The 23,045-nt window shown below is 63.8% G+C and carries 20 protein-coding genes and 2 pseudogenes; 14 read left to right on the top strand and 8 right to left on the bottom strand.

Annotated features, from left to right (window positions below; genetic code table 11):
- The first annotated feature begins 7 nt into the window (after window positions 1-7).
- A complete protein-coding gene (locus V1278_RS17570) occupies window positions 8-1,210 on the top strand; it encodes an FAD-dependent monooxygenase (protein ID WP_334381691.1) in 1,203 nt (400 codons plus the stop codon).
- A gap of 31 nt (window positions 1,211-1,241) precedes the next feature.
- Here the strand turns inward: V1278_RS17570 and V1278_RS17565 are convergent, their stop codons facing one another.
- Complete coding sequence (locus V1278_RS17565; protein ID WP_334381690.1) at window positions 1,242-1,682, bottom strand: twin-arginine translocation pathway signal; 441 nt, start codon at window positions 1,680-1,682, stop codon at window positions 1,242-1,244.
- Between the two features lie 414 nt (window positions 1,683-2,096).
- On the opposite strand from V1278_RS17565, the pseudogene V1278_RS17560 reads away from it, so the two are divergent.
- Together V1278_RS17560 and V1278_RS17555 are read left to right on the top strand one after the other, a co-directional pair.
- Window positions 2,097-2,190, top strand: a pseudogene (locus tag V1278_RS17560).
- A 139-nt stretch (window positions 2,191-2,329) separates the two neighbouring features.
- The gene (locus tag V1278_RS17555) at window positions 2,330-2,917 is read left to right on the top strand and encodes a TMEM175 family protein (protein WP_334384203.1); all 588 of its coding nucleotides are present in this window, start codon (window positions 2,330-2,332) and stop codon (window positions 2,915-2,917) included.
- On the opposite strand, the gene V1278_RS17550 is transcribed toward V1278_RS17555, so the two are convergent.
- On the bottom strand, window positions 2,914-3,648 hold the full coding sequence (locus V1278_RS17550; RefSeq protein ID WP_334363490.1) for a lysophospholipid acyltransferase family protein: 735 nt from the start codon (window positions 3,646-3,648) through the stop codon (window positions 2,914-2,916). The genes V1278_RS17555 and V1278_RS17550 overlap by 4 nt on opposite strands.
- 105 nt (window positions 3,649-3,753) lie before the next feature.
- Here V1278_RS17550 and V1278_RS17545 point away from each other — a divergent pair, with 105 nt between their 5' ends.
- A complete protein-coding gene (locus tag V1278_RS17545) occupies window positions 3,754-4,611 on the top strand; it encodes an alpha/beta fold hydrolase (protein ID WP_334363491.1) in 858 nt (285 codons plus the stop codon).
- Between the two features lie 270 nt (window positions 4,612-4,881).
- Here V1278_RS17545 and V1278_RS17540 read toward each other — a convergent pair.
- A pseudogene (locus V1278_RS17540) lies at window positions 4,882-6,506 on the bottom strand (ABC transporter substrate-binding protein).
- Between the two features lie 277 nt (window positions 6,507-6,783).
- Here V1278_RS17540 and V1278_RS17535 point away from each other — a divergent pair.
- The 9 genes from V1278_RS17535 to V1278_RS17495 all read left to right on the top strand — a co-directional run bounded on the left by V1278_RS17535 (window position 6,784) and on the right by V1278_RS17495 (window position 17,897).
- Window positions 6,784-7,914: a M20/M25/M40 family metallo-hydrolase gene (locus V1278_RS17535; RefSeq protein WP_334381689.1), complete on the top strand. Its 1,131-nt coding sequence runs from the start codon at window positions 6,784-6,786 to the stop codon at window positions 7,912-7,914.
- A gap of 248 nt (window positions 7,915-8,162) precedes the next feature.
- Window positions 8,163-9,104, top strand: a complete 942-nt coding sequence (locus V1278_RS17530) for an ABC transporter permease (protein ID WP_065748014.1) — start codon at window positions 8,163-8,165, stop codon at window positions 9,102-9,104.
- A gap of 12 nt (window positions 9,105-9,116) precedes the next feature.
- Window positions 9,117-10,007, top strand: coding sequence for an ABC transporter permease (locus V1278_RS17525; protein ID WP_334363494.1), 891 nt, complete (start codon window positions 9,117-9,119; stop codon window positions 10,005-10,007).
- A gap of 148 nt (window positions 10,008-10,155) precedes the next feature.
- A complete protein-coding gene (locus V1278_RS17520) occupies window positions 10,156-11,796 on the top strand; it encodes an ABC transporter ATP-binding protein (protein WP_334381688.1) in 1,641 nt (546 codons plus the stop codon).
- 225 nt (window positions 11,797-12,021) lie between these two features.
- The gene (locus V1278_RS17515; protein ID WP_334381687.1) at window positions 12,022-13,557 is read left to right on the top strand and encodes a M81 family metallopeptidase; all 1,536 of its coding nucleotides are present in this window, start codon (window positions 12,022-12,024) and stop codon (window positions 13,555-13,557) included.
- Window positions 13,558-13,562: 5 nt separating this feature from the next.
- Window positions 13,563-14,726, top strand: coding sequence for a M20 aminoacylase family protein (locus tag V1278_RS17510; protein WP_334381686.1), 1,164 nt, complete (start codon window positions 13,563-13,565; stop codon window positions 14,724-14,726).
- Window position 14,727: 1 nt separating this feature from the next.
- Entirely contained in the window at window positions 14,728-16,152 is a 1,425-nt protein-coding gene (locus tag V1278_RS17505) for an amidase (protein WP_334381685.1), read from the top strand.
- A gap of 135 nt (window positions 16,153-16,287) precedes the next feature.
- Window positions 16,288-17,178, top strand: a complete 891-nt coding sequence (locus V1278_RS17500; protein ID WP_334381683.1) for a crotonase/enoyl-CoA hydratase family protein — start codon at window positions 16,288-16,290, stop codon at window positions 17,176-17,178.
- On the top strand, window positions 17,175-17,897 hold the full coding sequence (locus V1278_RS17495; protein WP_334381682.1) for an esterase/lipase family protein: 723 nt from the start codon (window positions 17,175-17,177) through the stop codon (window positions 17,895-17,897). The genes V1278_RS17500 and V1278_RS17495 overlap by 4 nt, the downstream gene beginning before the upstream one ends.
- On the opposite strand, the gene V1278_RS17490 is transcribed toward V1278_RS17495, so the two are convergent.
- Both V1278_RS17490 and V1278_RS17485 read right to left on the bottom strand, forming a co-directional pair.
- Complete coding sequence (locus V1278_RS17490; protein ID WP_334381681.1) at window positions 17,884-18,858, bottom strand: NADPH:quinone oxidoreductase family protein; 975 nt, start codon at window positions 18,856-18,858, stop codon at window positions 17,884-17,886. The genes V1278_RS17495 and V1278_RS17490 overlap by 14 nt on opposite strands.
- Window positions 18,858-19,478, bottom strand: coding sequence for a 2-hydroxychromene-2-carboxylate isomerase (locus tag V1278_RS17485; protein WP_334381680.1), 621 nt, complete (start codon window positions 19,476-19,478; stop codon window positions 18,858-18,860). Before V1278_RS17485 ends, V1278_RS17490 begins: the two co-directional genes overlap by 1 nt.
- A gap of 239 nt (window positions 19,479-19,717) precedes the next feature.
- Here V1278_RS17485 and V1278_RS17480 point away from each other — a divergent pair, with 239 nt between their 5' ends.
- Window positions 19,718-20,740, top strand: coding sequence for a methionine synthase (locus V1278_RS17480; protein ID WP_334363506.1), 1,023 nt, complete (start codon window positions 19,718-19,720; stop codon window positions 20,738-20,740).
- A 97-nt stretch (window positions 20,741-20,837) separates the two neighbouring features.
- On the opposite strand, the gene V1278_RS17475 is transcribed toward V1278_RS17480, so the two are convergent.
- The 3 genes from V1278_RS17475 to V1278_RS17465 all read right to left on the bottom strand — a co-directional run bounded on the left by V1278_RS17475 (window position 20,838) and on the right by V1278_RS17465 (window position 22,897).
- Window positions 20,838-21,455, bottom strand: a complete 618-nt coding sequence (locus V1278_RS17475; RefSeq protein ID WP_334363507.1) for a hypothetical protein — start codon at window positions 21,453-21,455, stop codon at window positions 20,838-20,840.
- A 128-nt stretch (window positions 21,456-21,583) separates the two neighbouring features.
- Window positions 21,584-22,102, bottom strand: a complete 519-nt coding sequence (gene gpt, locus V1278_RS17470; protein ID WP_334363508.1) for a xanthine phosphoribosyltransferase — start codon at window positions 22,100-22,102, stop codon at window positions 21,584-21,586.
- 54 nt (window positions 22,103-22,156) lie between these two features.
- On the bottom strand, window positions 22,157-22,897 hold the full coding sequence (locus tag V1278_RS17465; protein ID WP_334363509.1) for a competence/damage-inducible protein A: 741 nt from the start codon (window positions 22,895-22,897) through the stop codon (window positions 22,157-22,159).
- Window positions 22,898-23,045 lie beyond the last annotated feature (148 nt).

Genomic DNA, 23,045 nt, shown 5'->3' with positions numbered 1-23,045 from the left:
CCTTTCGGTGGCCGCCGCGCGCACCATCATCGTTGCTGGTGCCGGGATCGGGGGACTGACGGCAGCGCTTTCGCTCGCAGCCAAAGGCTTTCGCGTCATCATTCTGGAAAAGGCCGAGCGGCTGGAGGAAGCCGGCGCCGGCCTGCAGCTTTCGCCCAACGCCAGCCGGATCCTGGTCGACCTTGGCCTGCGGTCACGGCTTGCGCCACGCGCCGTGACGCCTGAAGCCATTAGTATCGTGAGCGCGCGTGCGGGCGGTGAGATCGCCCGCCTGCCGCTCGGCGAGGCCGCCGGCCTTCGCGCCGGCGCGCCCTATTGGGTGATGCACCGCGCCGACCTGCAAGGCGCCCTGCAGGCGGCGGTCAACGACCATCCGGACATCGACCTGCGGCTTGGTTGCCAGTTCGAAGACGTGACCTCGCACGCCAAGGGGCTGACTGTCGTGCAGCGCCGCGGCAATGCACGCCAACAGGAGTTGGCGGTGGCGCTGGTCGGCGCCGACGGCATCTGGTCCGCGGTGCGGAACCATTTGTTCCCGGAGGTGCAACCGCAATTTTCCGGCCTGATCGCCTGGCGCGGGACCCTCGATGCGACCACGCTGCCGCGCGAATATACCGCTGCCCGGGTGCAGCTCTGGATGGGGCCTGGCGCACATCTGGTCGCCTACCCGATCTCGGCCGCGCGGCAGATCAACGTGGTCGCTATCGTGCCGGGAACCTGGAACAGGCCGGGCTGGAGCGCGCCTGGCGATGCCAATGAACTGAAAAACGCATTCGCCTCGCAGCGCTGGCCCGCGACTGCGCGGATGCTGATTGGGGCCGTCGACGAGTGGCGGCGCTGGGCGCTGTTCACCCTACCCGATGTCGGCGAATGGACCGACGGCGCAATCGCGCTGCTCGGCGACGCCGCGCATGCGATGCTGCCGTTTGCCGCGCAAGGCGCGGGAATGGCGATCGAGGACGCCGCCGTGCTCGGCAAATGCTTGAGCGAAAACCCGGGCGATTCTATCGCGGGCATCCCGGCGGCACTGAAGCGCTATGGCCGGCAGCGGCGCGGCCGCGTACTGCGGGTGCAGCGTGCGGCCCGACAACAGGGACGCATCTATCATCTCACCGGACCGCTGGCGCTGGCGCGCGACCTCGCGATCAAAGCCATGGGCCCGGAGCGGATGCTGGCGCGGCAGGATTGGATTTATAATTGGCGTCTGTAGAGCGAAGTTCGAGGCCGCACCCGACAACGTTCTAATTTGCCGGCCGGCTTGCCTTCGTACGACTCTTGGCAACGGGAGCTGGCGCGATCGATGGCGGGACCGGCGCCGGCCTGGCTTCCGGTTTCGGTTCCTGACACCTGTTCTTCTGCCAGGCTTCATCGGCCAGCTTCGACTGTCCGCGCAACGCGATGTAGTCGTTGCGATAGGCAAGCTCCGCCACCACGGGACCGGCGACGCCAGTTTCGGCCTTGGTCATCAGCCCCTGCAACTCCGCGGTGCGCGTCGCGAGGCTCTTGCGCTCGGTCTCGAGCTGCTTGCAATCGTAGAGATCGTATTTGGCGGGATCGGCAAAGGCCGGCGAAATGGTGTCGCTCATGCCGGCACATCCGGACAGGCCCGCACCGAGCGCAACCAGCGCCAACGCCGCGAGGCTGCGCGAGAGTAACCGGCGATGGGACAGCGAGTTGGGCATCGGACCTTCGTTACGTGGATTATCTTGAGATTGCCTAAAGCTCGCCGCAGGTAAACACCCCAAGTGTCCGCATTGAGGCTTTGCTTCTGCGCCGCGCTCACTTAAAGGTGGGGAGCGTTTGGGCCGGAGATTTATCCCAATTCCACTTCTCCGGAAAACACGCTAAGTATCTGATCTTCTGGTGAAAGCGGGCGTGGCGAAATGGTAGACGCAAGGGACTTAAACGCTTGAGTGCTCTTGGGGAAACCCAAGCTGTAGAACTGCTCAAATTCGGGGAAACCTTTCATATGGCAATCCCGAGCCAAGCGCCCGAACCTAACGGTTAGTGCGAAGGTGTAGAGACTAGACGGGCAGCACCTAAAGGCACGAACGCGCCAATGGTGAAGGTATAGTCCAGACCACAAACGAGCCAGCGCGGATGTCTGGCGAGGCGGCGAAAGCCGTAGCTGGTAAGAAAATCCCTCGGAGGGTGACCTCTGTGCCGGTTCGAGTCCGGCCGCCCGCACCAGCCTTCGCTCGCGAAGCGAGTGAGGGCTGCCGCGCCGAAGCCGACAGGCGAAGGCGGCCTTTGTGTCCGCGAGCTACGGCTTGGCAAGCCACCCTGGCGAGCGAAGCGAAAGCGTGGACCGATCAGGGGAGACTGGGGGATCACATTGCCGCAAATCCATCTGTTCGAAATGCGCCGGCTGGAGATGCTGAGCAACACCATCTTCGGCGTTGCGATGACGCTGCTCGCCTATGATTTGCCGAAGGCCTCCAGTTTCACGCAAGCGCCCGACTGGCACGACGTGCTTCGTGTTTATGCCCAGCCCGTCATCGCGCTGACGATCAGTTTTGTAGTCGCCGGCCTGTTCTGGTTCAGCCATCACCGGCGGCTGGCGGTGGCACCGGAAGCCGGGCGCGGCGTGGTGTTCCTCAATCTGTTCTTTCTGCTGTCGATCATCGTCCTGCCGGTGACCAACGGCCTCTACGGCGTCTACCGGCTCGATGGCGTCGTCGCGGTGATCTACGGCTTTCACCTGCTGGTGATCGCGGCGCTGAACGCGGTATTGTGGGTTCTGGCGCTGCGGGGCCGCCACGATCCGCAATTGCTGGCGACGGCGCTGTTTCCGGTTTTCGTTTTCGCGCTTGGGATCGTTGCGGCGTTCGCCGCGCCGCGGGTTGCGCAGTTTGTCTGGTGCCTGGCGTTTCTGGCGCCACTCGCGGGCTGGGTTGCCGCGCGTCGCTCCGCCTAGCGCACCTTCGCCTCGCTCAGCGTAAGCAGCCGGCTCGCCTCCTCCGCAATCATCCGCTCCATCTTTTCCTGAAATTCCTTGCGCGGCAGGCCCGGCGCGATCGGCGGCAGGAAGGACAGCGTGACGGTGCCGGAGTGCATGATCAGCGTCTTCTTGCCCCAGAACAGTCCGGAATTGCACGCCGCGGGAACGACTGATACTTCGAGGTTGGTGTAGAGCGCCGAGATGCCAGCGGACTGGAATCTCATCGGTTCATCGATCGCCTGGCGGGTGCCTTGCGGAAACAGCAAGACTTGACGGCCCTCGCCGGTCGCGCGCCTGGCTTCATCGACCATCTGGCGCAGCGCATGGCGGCCCGCCGAGCGATCGACCAGAATCATCGGATAGCGCTCCAGGAACCACCCGACGAACGGCACCTTGCGCAGCTCTTTCTTGGCGACGATGCTGGCGTCCGGGAAAAGCGCGCAAAGCGCCGCGGTTTCCCATAGCGACTGATGATTGCAGGCGATGATGCAGGGACCGTCGGGCACGTTCTCGCGCCCCTGCACGGTGTAATCGAGGCCTACGACATGCTTCATCAGAAACATGATGCCGTTGACCCAGACCTGCGAAACCGCACGCACCGTCGCGCCGCTGGCATTGAACAGCCACATCAGCGGCACCGTCAGCGACACGGCAAGCGTCAGGATTACCACCGCCGTATCGAAAATGATCGATCTCAAATAGTGCAACGATTGTCCCCTTGGGCATCCGGTCGCGCCTCCCAATACAGCACTTTTCAGCCGTTGCACAATTCCGTCATCGGCCGGCCGGAATTGGCTCGTTAGGTTCGCCGCATGCCGGCGTCAGAGCAAATCACCATCGCCCCGCATCTCATCTTCGACACCATCAGCGCCGGCACGCCCGGCGCGCCGCTGGTGCTGCTGCTGCACGGCTTTGCGGAATCGATGCATTGCTGGCGTGCGCAGGTGACGGCCCTCGGCGACATGGGCTATCGCGCGGTGGCGCCGAGCCAGCGCGGCTACTCGCCGGGCGCACGGCCCGATCCGCGGGAATTTTCGCACTACCTGATCGACCGCCTGATGGACGACGCCATGGCGATTGTGGCGGCTGCCGGCTATGGCAACGCGCGGTTTCATCTGGTCGGCCATGACTGGGGCGGCAGCATCGCCTGGGGCATCGCCGAGCGCCATCCCGAGCGGCTGGCGTCGCTCACCATTCTCTCGCGGCCGCACCCGAACGCGTTCAACCGCGCGCTGGCAACCGACGGCGAGCAGGCGCAGCGCTCAAAGCATCACAAGGCGTTTTTGGAGCCGGATGCCGCCGATATCGTGCTCGCGAACGATGCCAAATGGCTGCGCGAGCGTCTCGCCGCCAATGGCGTTCCCCCTGATGGGATCGAGAGGCATCTTGCCGTGCTTGGCAACAAGGACGCGATGGAAGCGGCGCTCGCCTGGTATCGCGCACGCGGCGCGATCCGCGGCCCGCTCGGTCCGATCCGCGTGCCGACACTCTATATCTGGGGCGACGCTGACGACACCGTCGGTCGCGCCGCCGCCGAAGGTACGGTGGATTTCATCGCTGCGCCCTATCGTTTCGAGGTGCTGTCCGGCGTCGGGCATTTTGCGGCGGATCAGGCGCCGGAACGGGTGGGCGAATTGCTGCTGGAACATCTGGCCGCGCATCCTGCGTGAGGAACGCAACGCCCGCAAAAATGTTGTCGTGCACAAAATGGAGTACGACAATATGACCAGTGAAAAAGATCGGGAAAAGGCTGCAGCCGAGCGCAAGCAAGCGCGGGATCAGCGCTCTCCGTCGCCGCCACCGCCGCAAGTCTCTCCGCCGCTTGAGAATGACGGCCCGGAACTGGTACGCGATACCCACTGCTGACGATGAAAACAAAAACGCGACGGAGGAACAGTCCTCCGTCGCGATTGCTTGATGTTCGACTTAAAGCGAACCGCCTACTCGCTCTTGTCAATATTCCAGAAGACCGGCGTCGCCGGGCCGTCGAGCACACCGTTGAGCGATTTGCGCCAGCCGCTCGCGATCAGATACTGGCCGAGCGGGATGTAGATCACCTGCTCATAGGCCTGCTTCTGGATTTCCGCAGCGATCTTCTTCTGCTCGTCCGGAGAGGCGGAGCGCGCAAACTTGTCGCGGAGCTCTTCGATCTTGGCGTCTTCGGCCCAACCGAACCAGCCGCCATTCTTGCCGCGGCCGCCGACCGAAGCATTGACCACGGGATTGGAGACATCGGCGGCGACCCAGTTGGTGAAGAACATGTTCCAGCCACCTTCCTTCGGCGGCTTCTGGCTGGCGCGGCGGGTCACCACGGTCTGCCAGTCGGTGGCCTGCACATCGACCTTGAATCCGGCTTCACGTAGCAACTGCGCCGCGACGATCGGCTGCGCCTTCAGCGTCACGACATCGCCGGGAGCCATGATCACGACAGGCGTGCCATCATAACCGGACTCGGCGAGCAGCTTCTTCGCCTCCGCCATGCCGTTGCCCTTCACCAAGGTCTCGGCGCCGACATCAGTCTCCAGCGGCGTGTGTTGCACACAAAGAGCGCGCCACAGATCTTTTGGTACTTGGGATTGCCGACCAGGGCATCGAGCACGTCCTTCTGCTTCATCGCCAGGAAGGCGGCTCGGCGAACCTTAACGTTATCAAATGGCGGATAGAGGAAGTTCATCCGCCCCAGCGTCTGGAAACCGAACTTGTTGAGGACGTCGACCTTGAGTTCCTTGTTCGCCTCCAGCACCGGCAGCAAGTCGAACGGCAGATTTTCCATGAAGTCGATATCGCCCGACTGCAGCGCGTTCACCGCGGTCTGCGCATCCGGCATCGTGATCCATTCGACGCGATCGACCTTCACCACCTTACCGCCTGCGGTCCAGCTCGGCGGCTCCTTGCGCGGCACGTAGTCGGCGTTCTTTTCATAGACCGCCTTCACGCCCGGCTGGAATTCAGCTTGCACGAACTTGAAGGGACCGGATCCCACCTGCTCCTTGATCTGCTGGCCGGCGGGCGTTTCCGCGAGCCGCTTCGGCATCATGAACGGCGTGTAGGACGACGGCTTGCCGATCGATTCCAGCACCAGGCCGTAGGGCTCCTTTAGTTTCAGCGCAAAGCTCTTGGCGTCGATCGGCTCGATGCTGGCGGTAAAGTCCATCAGCTTCTGGCCCATATTGTCGTTCTTGCCCCAGCGCTTCAGCGAGGCGACGCAATCCTCCGCCGTCACCGGCGTGCCGTCATGCCACTTCAGGCCGTCGCGCAAGGTGAAGGTGTAAGTCAGCTTGTCGTCTGAGACTTTCCAGTCCGCCATCTGCGGCTGGACCTTGAAATTGGAATCGGTCGCCAGCAGCGTGTCGTAGACCATGTAGCCATGATCGCGCGTGATGTAGGCGGTGGTGAAGCCGGGATCGATGACGCGCAGGTCCGAATGCATCACGGCGGTGATGGTCTTCTTGCTGGCGGCAGTGGCCTGCGAGGTCGGGCCTAGCGACGTCAGCGCCGCCGACAGCGCAAGCACCGACAAAGCAGTCGCTATCGTGGGACGTTTCCAACGCATGATGTGGAACATTCGATCTCTCCTGACGTGAAACTGTTCAATGTCCGCTGATTCATTATGCATGCGGTTCGTTATTTGGGCGAACTAACACGCTGTAAATCCTGACTATTTGAAGACTTGCATCAAGCGCGTGGCACGTCAATCCGCTTTGAGGCGGCTACCGCGCTGCGGATACCGCAGGACGCGCGTTCATGTTTCGCTTTACAAATCCGCGCGAGATCATTCTCGTACGCGGCGGGCCGGTACCCTATCGGTCGAAACCCAAAATTAAGAAAACCAAGAGAAGCCCATGAACCCAGCCAATCTTCCCTTTGATTCCGAGGCCATGCTGCAGGGGTTGCGCGGCTGGGTGGAGTGCGAAAGCCCGACCTGGGACAAGGCTGCGGTGGAACGCATGCTCGACCTCGCCGCGCGCGACATGGCCATTATGGGTGCGACCATCGAGCGCATCGCCGGCCGCCAGGGATTTGCCGGCTGTGTCCGCGCCCGCTTTCCGCATCCGAAGCAAGGCGAGCCCGGCATCCTGATCGCCGGCCACTTGGATACCGTCCATCCCGTCGGCACCATCGAAAAGCTGCGATGGCGGCGCGAAGGCAACAAATGCTTCGGTCCCGGCATCTTCGACATGAAGGGCGGCAATTACCTCTCGCTGGAAGCGATCCGGCAACTGGCCCGCGCCGCGTTCACGACGCCGCTGCCGATTACGGTGCTGTTCACCCCCGACGAGGAAGTCGGTACGCCCTCGACCCGCGACATCATCGAGGCAGAAGCCGCGCGCAACAAATACGTGCTGGTGCCGGAGCCCGGACGGCCCAACAATGGCGTCGTCACCGGACGCTATGCGATTGCGCGCTTCAATCTGGAGGCCGTCGGCAAGCCGAGCCATGCCGGCGCCACGCTTTCTTCCGGCCGTTCCGCGATCCGCGAAATGGCACGCCAGATTATCGCGATCGACGGCATGACGACCGAAGATTGTACGTTCTCGGTCGGCATCGTGCATGGCGGCCAGTGGGTCAATTGCGTCGCCACCACCTGCACCGGCGAAGCGCTGAGCATGGCCAAGCGCCAAGCCGATCTCGACCGCGGCGTCGAGCGCATGCTGGCGCTGTCAGGCACCAGCAACGACGTCACGTTCACGGTAACCCGCGGCGTCACCCGCCCGGTGTGGGAACCAGATGCCGGCACCATGGCGTTATACGAAAAGGTGCGCGGGATTGCCGCGCAGCTGGGCCTCGAACTGCCCCATGGCAGCGCCGGTGGCGGATCCGACGGCAACTTTACCGGCGCCATGGGCATCCCGACGCTGGACGGGCTAGGCGTCCGCGGCGCCGATGCGCATACGCTGAACGAGCATATCGAGGTCGACAGCCTCGCCGAACGCGGCCGCCTGATGGCGGGATTGCTGGCGACGCTGGAGTGATGGCGGCGGTCTCTCCGCCGTCATTGCGAGGAGCGAAGCGACGAAGCAATCCATACTTCCTCGCGGCCCGATGGATTGCTTCGCTTCGCTCGCAGTGACGACCACGGCTGCGGCTTTCCGAACCGATTAGCTGCATCGCAAAAAACGCAGGCGCAATGGCACGGGACTTGCTGAAATGCTACGCTGGTGGCGCGGAAACCAAGTCTAAGGGCGACGCTGCCCAGTTCACCTACAACTAACGGATCAAGATGCTCGGATATCTGCTTCGTCGCATTCTCGCCGCCATTCCCGTCATGGGCGTGGTGGCGCTGTTTGTGTTTCTTCTGCTGCGGCTGACGCCCGGCGATCCCGCCGCGATTCTCGCCGGCGACAATGCAACGCCCGAACAGCTCGAGCGCATCCGCACGTCGCTCGGCCTCAACGAGCCGCTCTACACCCAATTCTTCACCTGGATCGGCAAGCTGCTGCAAGGCGACCTCGGCGTCTCCTTGATCTCGAACGTGCCGGTCTTGAAGATGATCAGTCAGCGCGTCGAGCCGTCGATCTCGATTGCCCTTTCCACGATCATTCTGGCTATCGTCGTTGCGGTGCCGCTCGGCGTGATTGCGGCGTGGAAGCACGGCACCTGGATCGATCGCTTCGTAATGGGATTGTCGGTGGTCGGCTTCTCCGTGCCGGTATTCGTGATCGGCTACGTCCTGATCCAGATCTTTGCGATCGACCTGCGCTGGGTGCCGGTGCAGGGTTTCCGCAGCATCACGGCCGGCTTCGGTCCGTTCTTCGAGCGCATCATCCTGCCGACCTGCACGCTATCCTTTATCTATGTCGCGCTGATCGCGCGCATGACGCGGGCCGCAATGCTCGATGTGCTCGGCGAGGATTACGTCCGTACCGCGCGCGCCAAAGGCATCAGCGAGACCGGCGTGCTGCTGCGCCATGCCCTGCGCAACGCCGCCGTGCCCGTCATCACCGTGATAGGTACAGGATTCGCGCTGCTGATTTCCGGCGTCGTGGTCACCGAGAGCGTGTTCAACCTGCCCGGCATCGGCCGCCTCACGGTCGATGCGGTGCTGGCGCGCGATTATCCCGTCATCCAGGCGATGATCCTGCTGACGTCGCTGATCTATGTCACCGTCAATCTCCTGATCGACGTCGCCTACACCCTGCTTGATCCCAGAATTCGTTATTGAGGCTGGCTACTGATGGCGATCGAAACCCTTCCCGGACCGTCAATCCCTGTCACCACGCCGTTCCGGCCGCGACTTGGATTCCTCACGGCGACGCCGATCATCGCGACCGCGACCGTCTGCCTCGCACTCGTCATCGCGATGGCGATCGCAGCCCCCCTGCTCGCGCCCCACGATCCGCAATTGCTGGCGCCGGCACAGCGGCTGAAACCATCAAGCGCGCAGTTCCTGCTCGGCACCGACGCGTACGGCCGCGACGTGCTCTCGCGCATCATCTATGGCGGGCGGATTTCGCTCCTGATCGGCCTGGGTGCTGCGGTCTTCTCGATCGGCATCGGCCTCGTGATCGGCCTCGTCTCCGGCTTCTTCAAATGGGTCGACGCCGTGATGATGCGGGTGATGGACGGCTTGATGGCGATCCCTTCCATCCTGCTCGCGATTGCCGTGGTGTCGCTGTCGGGCGCCAGCCTGATGACCGTGCTGGTCGCGATCACGATTCCCGAAATTCCGCGCGTGGCGCGGCTGGTGCGCTCGGTCGTGCTGTCGGCGCGCGAAGAGCCTTATGTGGAGGCCGCGATCTCGGTCGGCACCAGCCTGCCCAAGATCATGTGGCGGCATTTGATGCCGAACACCATTGCACCGCTGATCGTGCAAGGCACCTACGTCTGCGCCTCCGCCATTCTCACCGAGGCGATCCTGTCGTTCCTCGGCGCCGGCATCAGCCCGGAAACGCCGACCTGGGGCAACATCATGGCCGAGGGCCGCGCCTACTTCCAGGTCAAGCCGTCGCTGATCTTCTGGCCGGGGCTATTGCTGTCGATCGCGATCCTCAGCGTCAACCTGATCGGCGACGCCGCCCGCGACGCGCTCGATCCGCGCATGAAACAACGGGAGGCGGGGAAGTGACGAAGACCTCACCCCGTCATTGCGAGCGAAGCGAAGCAATCCATCTCGCCGCGCAAAGGAGGAATGGATTGCTTCGTCGCGGAGCCTGTCATCGGGCGCGCATTCGCGCGGCCCGTTGGCTCCTCGCAATGACGGCTGAAAGACCTGCATGACCAACATCATCCTCGATATCGACAACCTTGTCGTCGGCCTCGGCAAAAATCCTTCCGGCCAGCGCATCATTGACGGCGTCTCGCTGCAGGTGCACGAAGGCGAAACCCTCTGCGTTGTCGGCGAAAGCGGCTCCGGCAAATCGGTGACGTCGCTGACCGTGATGGGGCTGTTGCAGAAAGGCGCGCTGGTGCCCTCCGGCGGCAGCGTCAAGCTGGTCGGCGAGGAACTGCTCACCGCCACCGACAAGCGCCTGCGACAGTTGCGCGCCACGAGGATGGCGATGATCTTTCAGGAGCCGATGACGGCGCTCAATCCGGTGGTGCCGGTCGGCCGCCAGATCGACGAAGTCTTGCGCGCCCACACCGATCTCGACGCCCGCGCCCGCCGCCAGAAGATTTTGGCAATGATGGAGCATGTCCGGTTGCCCGACGTGGAGCGCATCTTTGCCTCCTACCCGCACCGGCTGTCGGGCGGACAGCGCCAGCGCATCATGATCGCGATGGCGCTGGTACTGGAACCGAAACTTCTGATCGCGGATGAGCCGACGACGGCGCTCGATGTCACCACGCAGAAGCAGATCCTCACCCTCATCCGCGACCTGCAGCGCGATCACGGCACCGCCGTGCTGTTCATCACCCATGACATGGGCGTGGTCGCCGAGATCGCTGATCGCGTCGCGGTGATGCGCTACGGCCGGCTCGTCGAGACTGGCACGCTCGACAGCATTTTGCGCACGCCGACCATGGAGTACACCCGCAACCTGCTCTCCTCGGTGCCGAGCCTGGTGCCGCGGGCGCCCCGCGTGGAGACCGACGAACCGGTGGTGCTGGAAGCCAATGAGCTGGGCAAGGTCTATCGCGAGCGTTCCTTCCTCGGAAAGGCGCGCGAAGTCGCCGCCGCCAGGGACGTCACCCTCATTTTGCGCAAGGGCCGCACGCTCGGCATCGTCGGCGAAAGCGGCTCCGGGAAGTCAACGGTGGCGCGCTGCATCGTCCGCCTGATCGATCCGACTTCCGGCGGCGTGCGGCTCGCGGGCCGCGAAATCTCCGAGCTGTCGCGCCGGCTCTTGCAGCCACACCGCAAGAAGATCCAGATCATCTTCCAGGACCCCTACCGCTCGCTCAATCCGCGCGTGACCGTCGGCGAAACCATTGCCGAGGGTCCGATCAATTACGGCATGCCGCGTGCGGAAGCGCTGGCAAAGGCGCGCGATCTGCTCGAACTGGTCGATCTGCCGGCCGATGCAGTGTCGCGCTACCCGCATCAGTTCTCCGGCGGACAGCGTCAGCGCATCGCGATTGCGCGCGCGCTCGCGCTCGACCCCGACGTGCTGGTTGCGGACGAAGCGGTCTCGGCGCTCGACGTCTCCGTGCAGGCGCAGGTGCTCGAACTGCTCGACGAGATCCAGAAGCGGCTCGGCATTGCGTTGTTGTTCATCACCCATGATCTTCGCGTCGCGGCGCAAATCTGCGACGACGTCGCTGTGATGCAGCATGGCCGGATCGTCGAACAGGGCCCGGCCGCGCAGGTGCTGACCCACCCGCAGCAGGCCTATACCAGGGCATTGCTCGATGCCGCCCCCGGCCGCGGCTGGGATTTTGCCAATTTCCGGCCTGTGGAAGTGGCGGCGGAGTAGCGACGGCCCCTCCCCGTCATTGCGAGGAGCGAAAGCGACGACTTGTCCGCCGTAGCTCGAAGAGCGAAGGCGGAAGCAATCCATCCCTCCGCACGCGGTGAAATGGATTGCTTCCGCCCTTCGCTCGCAATGACGGTGGGGCGGCATGCAAAACGGAATTGCTTCACTCCTTGCGCTGGCCACGATGTCCCGCTTAACGTCCCCCAAAACACTTGCTGAGGCACTATGACACGCATCGCCGTCGGCGGCTTTCTGCACGAGACCAACACTTTCGCGCCGACCAAGGCGACCTATGCTGATTTTGTTCATGGCGGCGGTTGGCCGGCGATGGCGCATGGGCCTGATGTCCTCAAGGTCATGCGCAAGATCAATGTCGGCCTTGCCGGCTTCGTCGAAGCGGCCGAGGCCAATGGCTGGGAGCTGGTCCCGACCATCTCCGCAGCCGCCAGCCCGTCGGCGCATGTCACGACCGATGCCTTCGAGCGCGTCATGAAGGAGATGGTCGACGGCATCGCCAAAGCCGGGCCGATCGATGCCGTCTATCTCGATCTGCACGGCGCCATGGTGACCGAGCAGCATGACGATGGCGAAGGTGAAATCCTCGCGCGCGTGCGCAAGGTGATCGGCCCCGATCTACCGCTGGTCGCAAGCCTCGATCTCCATGCCAACGTCTCGCCTGAGATGATCGCGCATGCCGATGCGCTGATTGCCTACCGCACCTATCCCCACGTCGATATGGCCGCCACCGGCCGCGCCTGTGCCAAACACCTCGCGCTGCTGCTGAAGACCGGGCAGCGCCTTGCAAAAGCGTTCCGGCAACTGCCATTCCTGATTCCGATCTCCTGGCAATGCACCAACGACCAGCCGACCAGGAGTATTTACGAACAGCTCGCAGCGTTCGAAAGCGACGCGGTGCCGACGCTGTCCTTTGCACCGGGTTTCCCGGCTGCGGATTTTCCCCATTGCGGGCCGAGCGTGTTCGCCTATGGAAGGACGCAGGCCGACGCGGACGCCGCCGCCGACAGGATCGTCGCGCTCGTCGAGAGCCATGAAGACGATTTCGACGGCCGCATCTATTCGCCCGATGACGGCGTGCGCCTCGCCATCGAGCTTGCGAAAACGGCGAAGAAGCCGATCATCATCGCCGACACCCAGGACAATCCCGGCGCCGGCGGCGATTCCGACACCACCGGCATGCTGCGCGCCCTGGTGCGCAACAACGCGTCCGGCGCCGCCACCGGCGTGATCTACGATCCGGAGTCGGCCAAGGCGGCGCATGCGGCGGGCGTCGGCGCCACCGTGATGCTGGCGCTCGGCGGCAAATCGGGCATCCCGGGCGATGCGCCATACAAGGAAACGTTCGTCGTCGAAAAATTGTCGGACGGAAAATTCGTGGCGCCAGGCCCCTATTACGGCGGCCGCGACATGGACATGGGCCCCTCGGCCTGCCTGCGCATCGGTGATGTCAGGGTCGTCGTCGGCTCCTACAAGGCGCAGCTCGCCGATCAAGCGATGTATCGCTATGTCGGCATCGAGCCGACCGAACAGAAAATCCTCGTCAACAAGAGTTCGGTGCATTTCCGCGCCGATTTCGAACCGATCGCCGAAGAGCTTTTGATCTGCGCCGCCCCAGGCGCGATGCCGGCGGACACCACAGCGCTGCCCTGGACGCGGCTGCGTCCGGGCATCCGCCTCAAGCCGAACGGCCCCGCCTTTGTCCCATTCGCTCCCTCACGCTCAAAATCCTCAGTCACGGGATAACCGACATGCCCATCATCGAACGCATCGGCGGCTATGCCGAGGAACTCACCGCCATCCGCCGCGATCTGCATGCCCATCCCGAGATCGGCTTCGAGGAAGTGCGCACCTCGGGCATCGTCGCCGAGAAGCTGAAGGGTTGGGGCATCGAGGTCCATCGCGGCCTCGGCGGTACCGGCGTGATCGGCGTGCTCAAGGGCAAGGGCGATGGCGGCAAGCGCATCGGCCTGCGCGCCGACATGGACGCGCTGCCGATGGAAGAAAATACCAACCTGAAATGGCGCTCGACCATTCCGGGCCGCTTTCATGGCTGCGGCCATGACGGTCATACCACGATACTGCTCGGCACCGCGCGCTATCTGGCCGAGACGAAGAATTTTGACGGCACCGTGCATTTCATCTTCCAGCCCGCCGAGGAAGGCCTCGGCGGCGCGCGCGCCATGATCAAGGATGGGCTGTTCGAAAAGTTTCCCTGCGACGAGGTCTATGGCCTGCACAACGCGCCGGATCTCAATCACGGCGAGATCGCGATCCTGCCCGGACCGGCGATGGCAGGCGCCGATTTCTTCGACATCACGATCCAGGGCTATGGCGCGCATGGCGCGATGCCGGAGCGCTCCAAGGATGCGGTGGTGATCGCGACCACGCTGGCGCAGGCCCTGCAGACCATCGTCAGCCGCAACGTCGATCCCTTGAAGTCTGCGGTGCTGTCGGTCACGCAGATCCATGCCGGCTCCGCCAACAACGTGATCCCCGGCGAGGCGAAGCTCGGCGGCACGGTGCGCGCCTTCGACGACGGCGTGCGCGCGCTGATCCGCGATCGCATGCGCAAGATCTGCGCCGGCGTTGCCACCACGTTCGAGTGCGAGATCACGGTCGACATTCGCGACACGTTCAGCGTCCTCGTCAACGAGGAAGAACAATCCAGGGTCGTCGAAGCGGTGGCGAAGACCGTGGTCGATCCGTCCAAGGTGCTCACGCGCTCGCAGCCGAAGATGGGGAGCGAGGATTTCGCCGACATGATGCACGTGGTGCCCGGCGCCTATTTCTGGATCGGCCACGACGGCTCGGTGCCCGTGCACAATGCCGGCTATGTCCTCGACGACAAGATCCTGCCGATCGGCGCCAGCATGTTCGCCCGCATCATCGAAACGCGACTCCCGGTAGGTTAGCATGCATAAACCAGCCCCCGAGGAAGAGGTCACCTCGCTGCATGACCTCTCCGCCACCGACCTGATCGCCGGCTATCGCGCCAGGCAGTTCTCGCCGTCGGAAGTGCTGGACGAAGTGATCGAGCATGTCGCGGCGTGGGAGCCGCACATCAAGGCGCTCTATTTGTTCGATCCCGACGGCGCCCGCGCTGCCGCGAAGGCTTCGACCGACCGCTGGCAGAGGGAAGAGCCCGCAGGCGCGCTCGACGGCGTGCCTGTTACCATCAAGGACAATATCGCGACCAAGGGCCAGCCGATCCCGCTGGGCGCCGCCAGTGTCAGGTTGGTACCGGCAGAGAAGGATGCGCCGCCCGCCGCGCGGTTGCGTGAATCCGGCGCCATCATATTCTCCAAGACGACGATGCCGGACTACGGCATGCTGTCGTCGGGCCTCTCCAGCTTCCACCCCCTCACCCGCAACCCCTGGGATATCAGCAAGAACCCGGGCGGCTCTTCTTCCGGCGCGGGCGCGGCGGGCGCGGCCGGCTACGGCCCGCTGCATCTGGGCACCGACATTGGCGGCTCGGTGCGGCTGCCGGCCTGTTGGTGCGGTCTTGTCGCGCTGAAGCCGAGCCTCGGGCGCGTTCCGATCGATCCACCCTATGTCGGCCGGGTCGCAGGTCCCATCACCCGCACCGTCGATGACGCCGCGCTGATGATGTGCGTGTTGGCGAAGCCGGATCGCCGCGACGGCATGAGTCTGCCGGCTGACAGCAGCATCCACTGGAAGACGCTCGACAAGTCGCCGCGCAAGCTGCGCATCGGCCTGATGCTCGATCCCGGCGCCGGCCAGCCGCTTGAGCAGGAAGTGCGTGACGCAGCCGTCAACGCCGCCAAGGCGCTCGAATCCGCCGGCGCGATCGTCACCGAGGTCGAAGGCATCCTGACGCGCGAGATGGTCGACGGGCTCGATAATTTCTGGCGGGCCCGGTTGTGGGACGATCTCTCAAAGCTTTCGCCCGAGGAGCGCGGCAAGACGCTGCCTTACATCCACAAATGGGCAGAAGCCGGCGCAAAGCTTTCCGGCGTCGACGTCGTCAGGGGTTTTAACGCCACCATGGCGATCCGCGCCGCGGCAGCTAAGCTATTCCACGAACTCGACTACGTGATCTCCCCGGTGTCGCCGGTGGTGAACTTCCCGGCCGAGTTCGCAGCACCGATCAACGACCCCGACAGACCGTTCGAGCACATCTGCTTTACCGTGCCGTGGAATATGGCGGAAAACCCGGCGCTCTCGATCAATGGCGGATATGACGCCAAGGGCTTCCCGATCGGCGTGCAGATCATCGGCCGCCGCTTCGACGATCTCGGCGTGCTCGGCCTGGCCAAGGCATTCGAGGGCCTGCGCGGTGCGCAGCGGCCGTGGCCGTCGCCGCCGGGCAAGTAACTTGCCGCCGCGCGCCGATCGTCGTGCGCGGGCCTGACCCGCGCATCCATCTTCTTCAAGAGGATGGATTGCCGGGTCAAGCCCGGCAATGACGAGATGGAATTCAAGAACAAGCATTGCAGGAAGGAACACCCAATGGCGTATGAGACCATCAAGTATGAGGTCGACGATCAGATTCTCACCATCACGCTGAACCGGCCCGACAAGCTCAACGCCTTCAATGGCACCATGCAGCAGGAGCTGATCGACGCCTTCGACGCCGCCGACAAGGACGACAATGTCCGCGCTATCATCGTCACCGGCGCAGGCCGCGGCTTCTGCGCCGGTGCCGATCTTTCTTCCGGCGCCAACACGTTCGACCGCGACGCGCGGCGTGGCCCGGTGAAGCGGCTAGCGGGCGGCGCGGTCGATTACAGCGATCCCATGGTGCGCGATGGTGGCGGCCAAGTGACGCTGCGCATCTTCAAGTGCTTAAAACCGGTGATCGCGGCGGTGAACGGGCCCGCGGTCGGCATCGGCGTCACCATGCAGCTCGCGATGGACATTCGCATCGCGTCGGAGGCCGCGCGCTTCGGCTTCGTGTTCTCCCAACGCGGCATCGTGCCGGAGGCGGCCTCAAGCTGGTTCCTGCCGCGCATCGTCGGCATCTCGCAGGCGCTGGAATGGTGCTACTCGGGACGCGTGTTCCCGGCGCAGGAAGCGCTCGCCGGCCGTCTCGTCAGCAAGGTGGTGCCGCCAGACGATCTGCTGCCGACCGCCCGCGCGCTCGCCAAGGAATTCGCTGCCAAGACCGCGCCGGTCTCGGTGGCGCTGATCCGGCAGATGATGTGGCGCATGCTGGGCGCCGACGATCCGATGGAAGCCCACAAGGTCGACAGCCGCGGCATCTACGCCCGCGGCCGCTCGGAAGACGTCAAGGAAGGCGTCGTGTCATTCTTGGAAAAGCGCCCAGCGCAATTCAAGAACAAGGTATCGAGCGACATGCCCGACTATTTCCCGTGGTGGCAGGAGCGCGAATATAAGTGAGCGACCGGCCGGCTTCGGTCGACGCGACGCGAGACGGCGTCATCCTGCTGCATGGCATCAGCAGGACGGCGCGATCGTTTCGAAGAATGCAGACGGCAATCGAGGCTGCCGGGCTGACGGCGCTTAACCTGGACTATGCGAGCCGCCGAAGGGCGCTGGACGCGCTGGCGGAGGACATCCATCCTTCCATCCAGCGCTTTGCCGATTGCGTCGCCGGTTCCGTCCATTTCGTCTGCCATTCCATGGGTGGACTGCTGGCACGCGTCTACATCGCCCGTCACCGGCCGCAACGTCTGGGCCGCGTTGTAATGATCGGCACGCCGAACAGCGGCAGCGAGATCGCCGACCGCCTGAAGAACTTCGGACCCTACCGCTCCTTCTTCGGACCGGCAGGACAGCAACTCGGCACCCAGCGCGACGCCGCCATCGAAGCGCTGTTTCCGCCGGTCGATTATCCCGTCGGCATCATCGCCGGAAACCGCTCGATCTATCCGATCGCCTCGGCATTCTTGCCGAAGCCGCATGACGGACGGGTGTCGGTGGCGAATACCAGGCTCGACGGCATGACAGGTCACATCGTGATCGGTGCGTCGCATCCCTGGCTGGTGGTGCGACCGATATCGGCAACGCACAGGATGCAGCCTGCGGTCAGATCGAAGGAACGTGCTTGCGATATGCCGAAGCGCGGTGAGAAAACCTCCGTTGTCATCCCATGGTGAGCGCCACCCTGCCGATCGCCTTGCGGTCGATCAACAGCCGCATCGCTTTCGCGTACTCCTCCAGCGGCAGCCGATGCGAGACGTTGGGGCGGATTTTTCCGGCCTCCGCCCATTCCGTAAGCGCCTTGATCCTGATCTCGCCAAGCGCAGGATTTCGCCGCACTGCTTCGCCGGCACGGATGCCGAGCACGCTCGCGCCCTTGATCATCAACAGATTGGTCTTGGCAAGCCCGATGCCGCCGGTAAAGCCGATGACCAACAGCCGCGCACCCCAGTTGATGCAGCGCATCGAGTTCTCGAACACCTCGCCGCCGACGGGATCGAACACCACGTCGGCGCCCTGCCCGTCGGTGATGCGCTTGACGGCATCGCGGAACGGCTCCTGGTCGTAGCGCACGAGATGATCGGCGCCCCTCGCTTTGGCGATCGCGAGTTTCTCGTCGCTTGACGCGGTCGCAATCACGGTGGCACCGAGCATCTTGCCGATTTCGACGGCGGCAAGGCCAACGCCGCCGCCGGCGCCGTGCACCAGCAGTACCTCACCCGGTTGAAGCCGGCCGCGATCGATCAGCGCGTGATAGGCAGTACCATGGCCGGCCAGGAACGTCGCGCCTTCGGCGTAGTCGAACGTCGATGGCAGCGGCACGAGCTGCGAGGGTGTGGCGATCGCTTCATCGGAATAAGCACCGTGCCGCATCTTCACGATCACCCGGTCGCCCGCCGCAACTCCCGTAGCGCCGTTGATCTCGACGATATCGCCGGCGGCTTCGACGCCCGGCGTGAACGGCAGTGGCGGCTTGAGCTGATATTCGCCCGCCGCCATCAAAATATCCGGGAAATTGATCCCGGCGGCACGAATAGCGACGCGTATCTGTCCCGGCGCCAGCGGTGCGGAGGCAAAGGTTTCCAGGCGCAGCTTCTCGGGCGGGCCGAGCTCACGGCAGACGACGGCTTTCGGCATCAGGCCGCCCGCGCTTTCAGCCGCAGCAGCGCCTCGCGGATCAGCGGCATCCGGTCGTTGCCGAAATACATGTCGGTCTTGCCGACGAAGATCGTCGGTGAACCGAATCCGCCGCGCGCCATCACCTCGTCCGTGTTGGCCTTGAGTTGATCCTTGATCGCCTGCCGGCCGATACACTCGAAGAATCTGACGGGATCGACGCCGACGCTCTCGCAGATATCCGTCAGCACCGAATCCTTTGAGATGTCCCTGTCATCGCCCCAATAGGCCTCGAACACGGCGCGCGCGAACGGCACCATGCGTTCGCCAGATTCCTGTGCAACCCAGATACAGCCGCGCATCGCCTTGACGCTGTTCACCGGAAACACCGTCGGCGGCATCTTGATCGCAAGGCCTGCGGAGCGCGCCCAGTCGGCAAGGTCCTTCTTCATGTAGCGCGCCTTCAACGGCACCGGCGTTTCGCGCTGCGCATAGACGCTCGGATTGACGGTGTTGAAGATGCCGCCGACCAGGATAGGCCGCCAGGTGATCTCGACGCCGAGCTCCTTGGCGAGCGGCTGGATGTTATGAAAGGCGAGATAGGTCCAGGGGCTGGAGCAATCGAAGAAGAATTCGAGCATGGGGTTTCCTTTTGTTGATTCTCGAGCCTCATCCTGAGGAGCGCGGAACGCGCGTCTCGAAGGATGAGGGCGCTGGAGGGGCCTCTACTCCGCGGCGGCTGCCTCGCGGCCGACCGGAAGCCCCAGTTCCTCTCCAGTATGATCGAGATTTTCCAGGCAATGGCGACTTTTGTTGTTCTGTACCTCGACCATAAGTCATGGCAGACAGGCGCTCAATCAGAACCCATCGGGAGGCTCCCATGCTGTTTCCAACCACGATCGCAGGCTCCTTGCCGAAGCCGGAATGGCTGGCCGAGCCCAACACGCTGTGGGCACCCTGGAAATCGAGGGGTGACGAGCTCGCCCGCGCCAAGCGCGATGCCACCATGCTGGCGGTGAAGCTGCAGGAGGATGCTGGCGTTGATATCGTCACCGAGGGCGAGCAGGCCCGCCAGCACTTCGTCCACGGCTTTTTGGAGAAGGTCGAGGGCATTGATTTCGCCCACAAGGTCGAAATGGGCATCCGCAAGGACCGCTACAAGGCGATGGTGCCGCAGGTGACAGCACCGCTCACGCTCAAGGGGCGTGTCCATGCGGACGAGGCCCGAGTCGCCCGCACCCATACCACGCGCAAGCTGAAATTCACCCTGCCCGGTCCGATGACCATCGCAGACACCGTCGCCGACCGGTATTACGGCGACAAGGTCAAGATGGCGTTCGCCTTTGCCGAGCTGCTCAACAGCGAGGCCAAGGCGTTGCAGGCGGATGGCGTCGACGTGATCCAGTTTGACGAGCCCGCCTTCAACGTCTTCATGGACGAGGTCTCCGACTGGGGCATCAAGGCATTGGAGCGGGCGGCCGAAGGGCTGACCTGCACCACCGCCGTTCACATCTGCTACGGCTATGGCATCAAGGCCAACACCGACTGGAAGCAGACGCTGGGCAGCGAGTGGCGGCAGTACGAGGATATTTTCCCGGCGATCGCCAAGAGCCCGATCCAGCAGGTCGCGATCGAGTGCCGCAACTCGAAAGTGCCGCTGGATCTGCTGGCGCTGCTGCCCGGCAAGGTCATCCAGGCCGGCGTGATCGACGTCGCCAGCGACACGGTGGAGACCGCGGAAGACGTCGTTCAGGTGATCGAGGCGGTGTCGAAATTCGTGCCGCTCAGCAACATCGTCGCTACCACCAATTGCGGCATGGCGCCGATGCGGAGAGATATCGCGGAGGCGAAGCTCGCGGCGCTCGGCGCGGGCGCAAGGCTGGCGCGGGAACGGTTGGGCTAACCCCGTCATTGCGAGCGAAGCGAAGCAATCCACCTCTCTACACGGGGATAGATGGATTGCTTCGTCGCTTCGCTCCTCGCAATGACGGGGATAGTCTTTATCCCATCGCGCTCGGATGCAGCACCGGTCGATATCCGGCGCCGAATGCACGCAACGTCGACGGCGGCGTCAATAGCATCGCGACGTCGAGCGCATCGACCGCCTCGCGATATCCCGCCATCGACCATTGCAGCGCCCTGCCCTGCACGATCAATAAAGACTCTTCGCCCCGCTGCACCATCGCGCCGTCAGGCAACTGCGCCACCGGCACTGGCGGCGGATGCAGCCGCTTTTTGCCGCGCTCCAGCCGCTCACCATGCAGCGCGGCATCGATCTCCCGCGCACGAATGTCCTTCGCACCATTGCCCACTTCCCACGCCGCGCGAAAGCGGTTGGCGTCGTCGCGGCGGCAGAAGAAGCATGGGCGGTGCCCGGCGGCGAAGGCGGTCGCCTCGTCGAGAAAGAACAACTCGGTCCAGCTCCGCCGGCCCATCACGGGCCGCCGCCACCCTCTGAACTCGCAGACGCAGGTGATCCAGGCCGGGCTCGACCAGCGCTTCTTCAATAAAGTTTTGGTCGCGGGATCGTGGATGATGCCGCGGTTACCGGTGAACATGCCGCGATACGGGGTCGCGATGATGTCGCCTGTGGGCGTGACGCGGTTTTGAAGGGGCATGTGACGCTCAAAAGCCTATCACCGTCATTGCGAGCGCAGCGAAGCAATCCATCTCTCCTCGCGCGCGGAAGCATGGATTGCTTCGTCGCTATCGCTCCTCGCAATGACGGCCAGACCACGGCATGCCATCACGGACGGATCGGCGGCTGGAACGACAGCGCAGTGTCCCAGGGAAAATGGATCCAGGTATCCTGCGATACTTCAGTGATGAAAGTATCGACCAGCGGCTTGCCTTTCGGCTTGGCGTAGACGGTGGCGAAATGTGCATCGGGGAGCATCTGGCGCACCAGCCGTCCGGTGGTACCGGTATCGACGAGGTCGTCGACGATCAACAGCCCCTTGCCGGTGCCGCCGCCAAGTTTGGCGACATCGGGCGAGACGCCCTTCAGCACCTGCAGATCGCCCTGCTTGTCGTGGTCGTAGCTCGCGACACAGACCGTATCGATCACCCGCAAGCCCAACTCGCGGGCCACGATCGCAGCCGGCACCAGGCCGCCGCGGGTGATCGCGATCACGGCGTGAAACGGCCCGACCTCGTTGAGCCGCCAGGTCAGCGCCCGGCAATCCCGGTGAAACTGGTCCCAGGACACCGGAAAGGGCCGGCCGGCCTTCGCCTCGGCGCTCGGTTCGTAATTGTTGTCTGCCACGCTGCTTCGCCTTGTCGCTTCGTCTTGTCGCTTCGTCTTGTCCTGGCCTGTCTGCTACCGGGTGGTGACGTTCAATGCCGCCAGCATCTCCTTCACCGCGGCCATCGCGGCGTTGAGCTTGTCGGGATCGCGCGAGCGAACGACGAGGTTGGTGTTCGGCTTCTTGTCCTCGTCCATGAACGGATAGCTGCCGATGATGGTGTCGGGATGGGCGTTGGCGATCTCCCGCAACGGCCCGCCGATGTCGCCTTCGCGCGCATTGGCGCGTACCGAGTCCGACAGCATCCGCACGCCCGATTTCAGCTTGGGCGCGACGATGTCCATCATCGCCTGCATGATCGAGGGGATGCCGGCCATGACTATTACATTGCCGAGCTTGAAACCGGGCGCCAGGATGGTCGCGCTCTGGATCAGTTCGGCGCCGTCGGGCACACGCGCCATGCGCAGCCGCGCCTCGTTCAGATCCTGCTCGCTCCAGCGCTCGCGGAAGCGCGCCACCACCTCCGGATGATGACCGATCCCGACACTGAAGGCCTTAGCGACGCTGTCAGCGGTGATGTCGTCATGGGTCGGTCCGATGCCGCCGGTGGTGAAGACGTAGGTGTAGCGATTCCGCAGTGCATTAAGGGCGTCGACAATGTCGGTCTCGTCGTCGGCGACGATGCGGACCTCCTTGAGGTCGATCCCGATATTGGTCAGGTATTCGGCGATGAACCCGATATTCTTGTCCTTGGTACGGCCGGACAAGATCTCGTCGCCGATGACCAGAATACCCGCCGTGACGATCTCGCTCATGACTTCTCCCCACCTGCCCCGTACTTTGCGCAAGCAACGCATTGAAGTCACGGGGGTTTGCTGCCGAAATAAGCACCCGGCAGCCATTTTTTAGGGCAGCGCGGCCGGCTACCCACACGAAATGCCGCAAGCCAATGCATATCGCGCT

It is taken from the genome of Bradyrhizobium sp. AZCC 1577 (genome assembly GCF_036924575.1).
Classification (GTDB): domain Bacteria; phylum Pseudomonadota; class Alphaproteobacteria; order Rhizobiales; family Xanthobacteraceae; genus Bradyrhizobium.
Note: the sequence above shows the minus strand (reverse complement) of the source record. Positions and strands in the feature narration are given on the sequence as shown.

Bases quoted from the DNA above. Each gene is read 5' to 3' on its own strand.
- V1278_RS17565 (WP_334381690.1), bottom strand. From the start codon at position 1,682: ATGCCCAACTCGCTGTCCCATCGCCGGTTACTCTCGCGCAGCCTCGCG.
- V1278_RS17545 (WP_334363491.1), top strand. From the start codon at position 3,754: ATGCCGGCGTCAGAGCAAATCACCATCGCCCCGCATCTCATCTTCGAC.
- V1278_RS17535 (WP_334381689.1), top strand. From the start codon at position 6,784: ATGAACCCAGCCAATCTTCCCTTTGATTCCGAGGCCATGCTGCAGGGG.
- V1278_RS17530 (WP_065748014.1), top strand. From the start codon at position 8,163: ATGCTCGGATATCTGCTTCGTCGCATTCTCGCCGCCATTCCCGTCATG.
- V1278_RS17525 (WP_334363494.1), top strand. From the start codon at position 9,117: ATGGCGATCGAAACCCTTCCCGGACCGTCAATCCCTGTCACCACGCCG.
- V1278_RS17520 (WP_334381688.1), top strand. From the start codon at position 10,156: ATGACCAACATCATCCTCGATATCGACAACCTTGTCGTCGGCCTCGGC.
- V1278_RS17515 (WP_334381687.1), top strand. From the start codon at position 12,022: ATGACACGCATCGCCGTCGGCGGCTTTCTGCACGAGACCAACACTTTC.
- V1278_RS17510 (WP_334381686.1), top strand. From the start codon at position 13,563: ATGCCCATCATCGAACGCATCGGCGGCTATGCCGAGGAACTCACCGCC.
- V1278_RS17505 (WP_334381685.1), top strand. From the start codon at position 14,728: ATGCATAAACCAGCCCCCGAGGAAGAGGTCACCTCGCTGCATGACCTC.
- V1278_RS17500 (WP_334381683.1), top strand. From the start codon at position 16,288: ATGGCGTATGAGACCATCAAGTATGAGGTCGACGATCAGATTCTCACC.
- V1278_RS17490 (WP_334381681.1), bottom strand. From the start codon at position 18,858: ATGCCGAAAGCCGTCGTCTGCCGTGAGCTCGGCCCGCCCGAGAAGCTG.
- V1278_RS17485 (WP_334381680.1), bottom strand. From the start codon at position 19,478: ATGCTCGAATTCTTCTTCGATTGCTCCAGCCCCTGGACCTATCTCGCC.
- V1278_RS17480 (WP_334363506.1), top strand. From the start codon at position 19,718: ATGCTGTTTCCAACCACGATCGCAGGCTCCTTGCCGAAGCCGGAATGG.
- V1278_RS17475 (WP_334363507.1), bottom strand. From the start codon at position 21,455: ATGCCCCTTCAAAACCGCGTCACGCCCACAGGCGACATCATCGCGACC.
- V1278_RS17465 (WP_334363509.1), bottom strand. From the start codon at position 22,897: ATGAGCGAGATCGTCACGGCGGGTATTCTGGTCATCGGCGACGAGATC.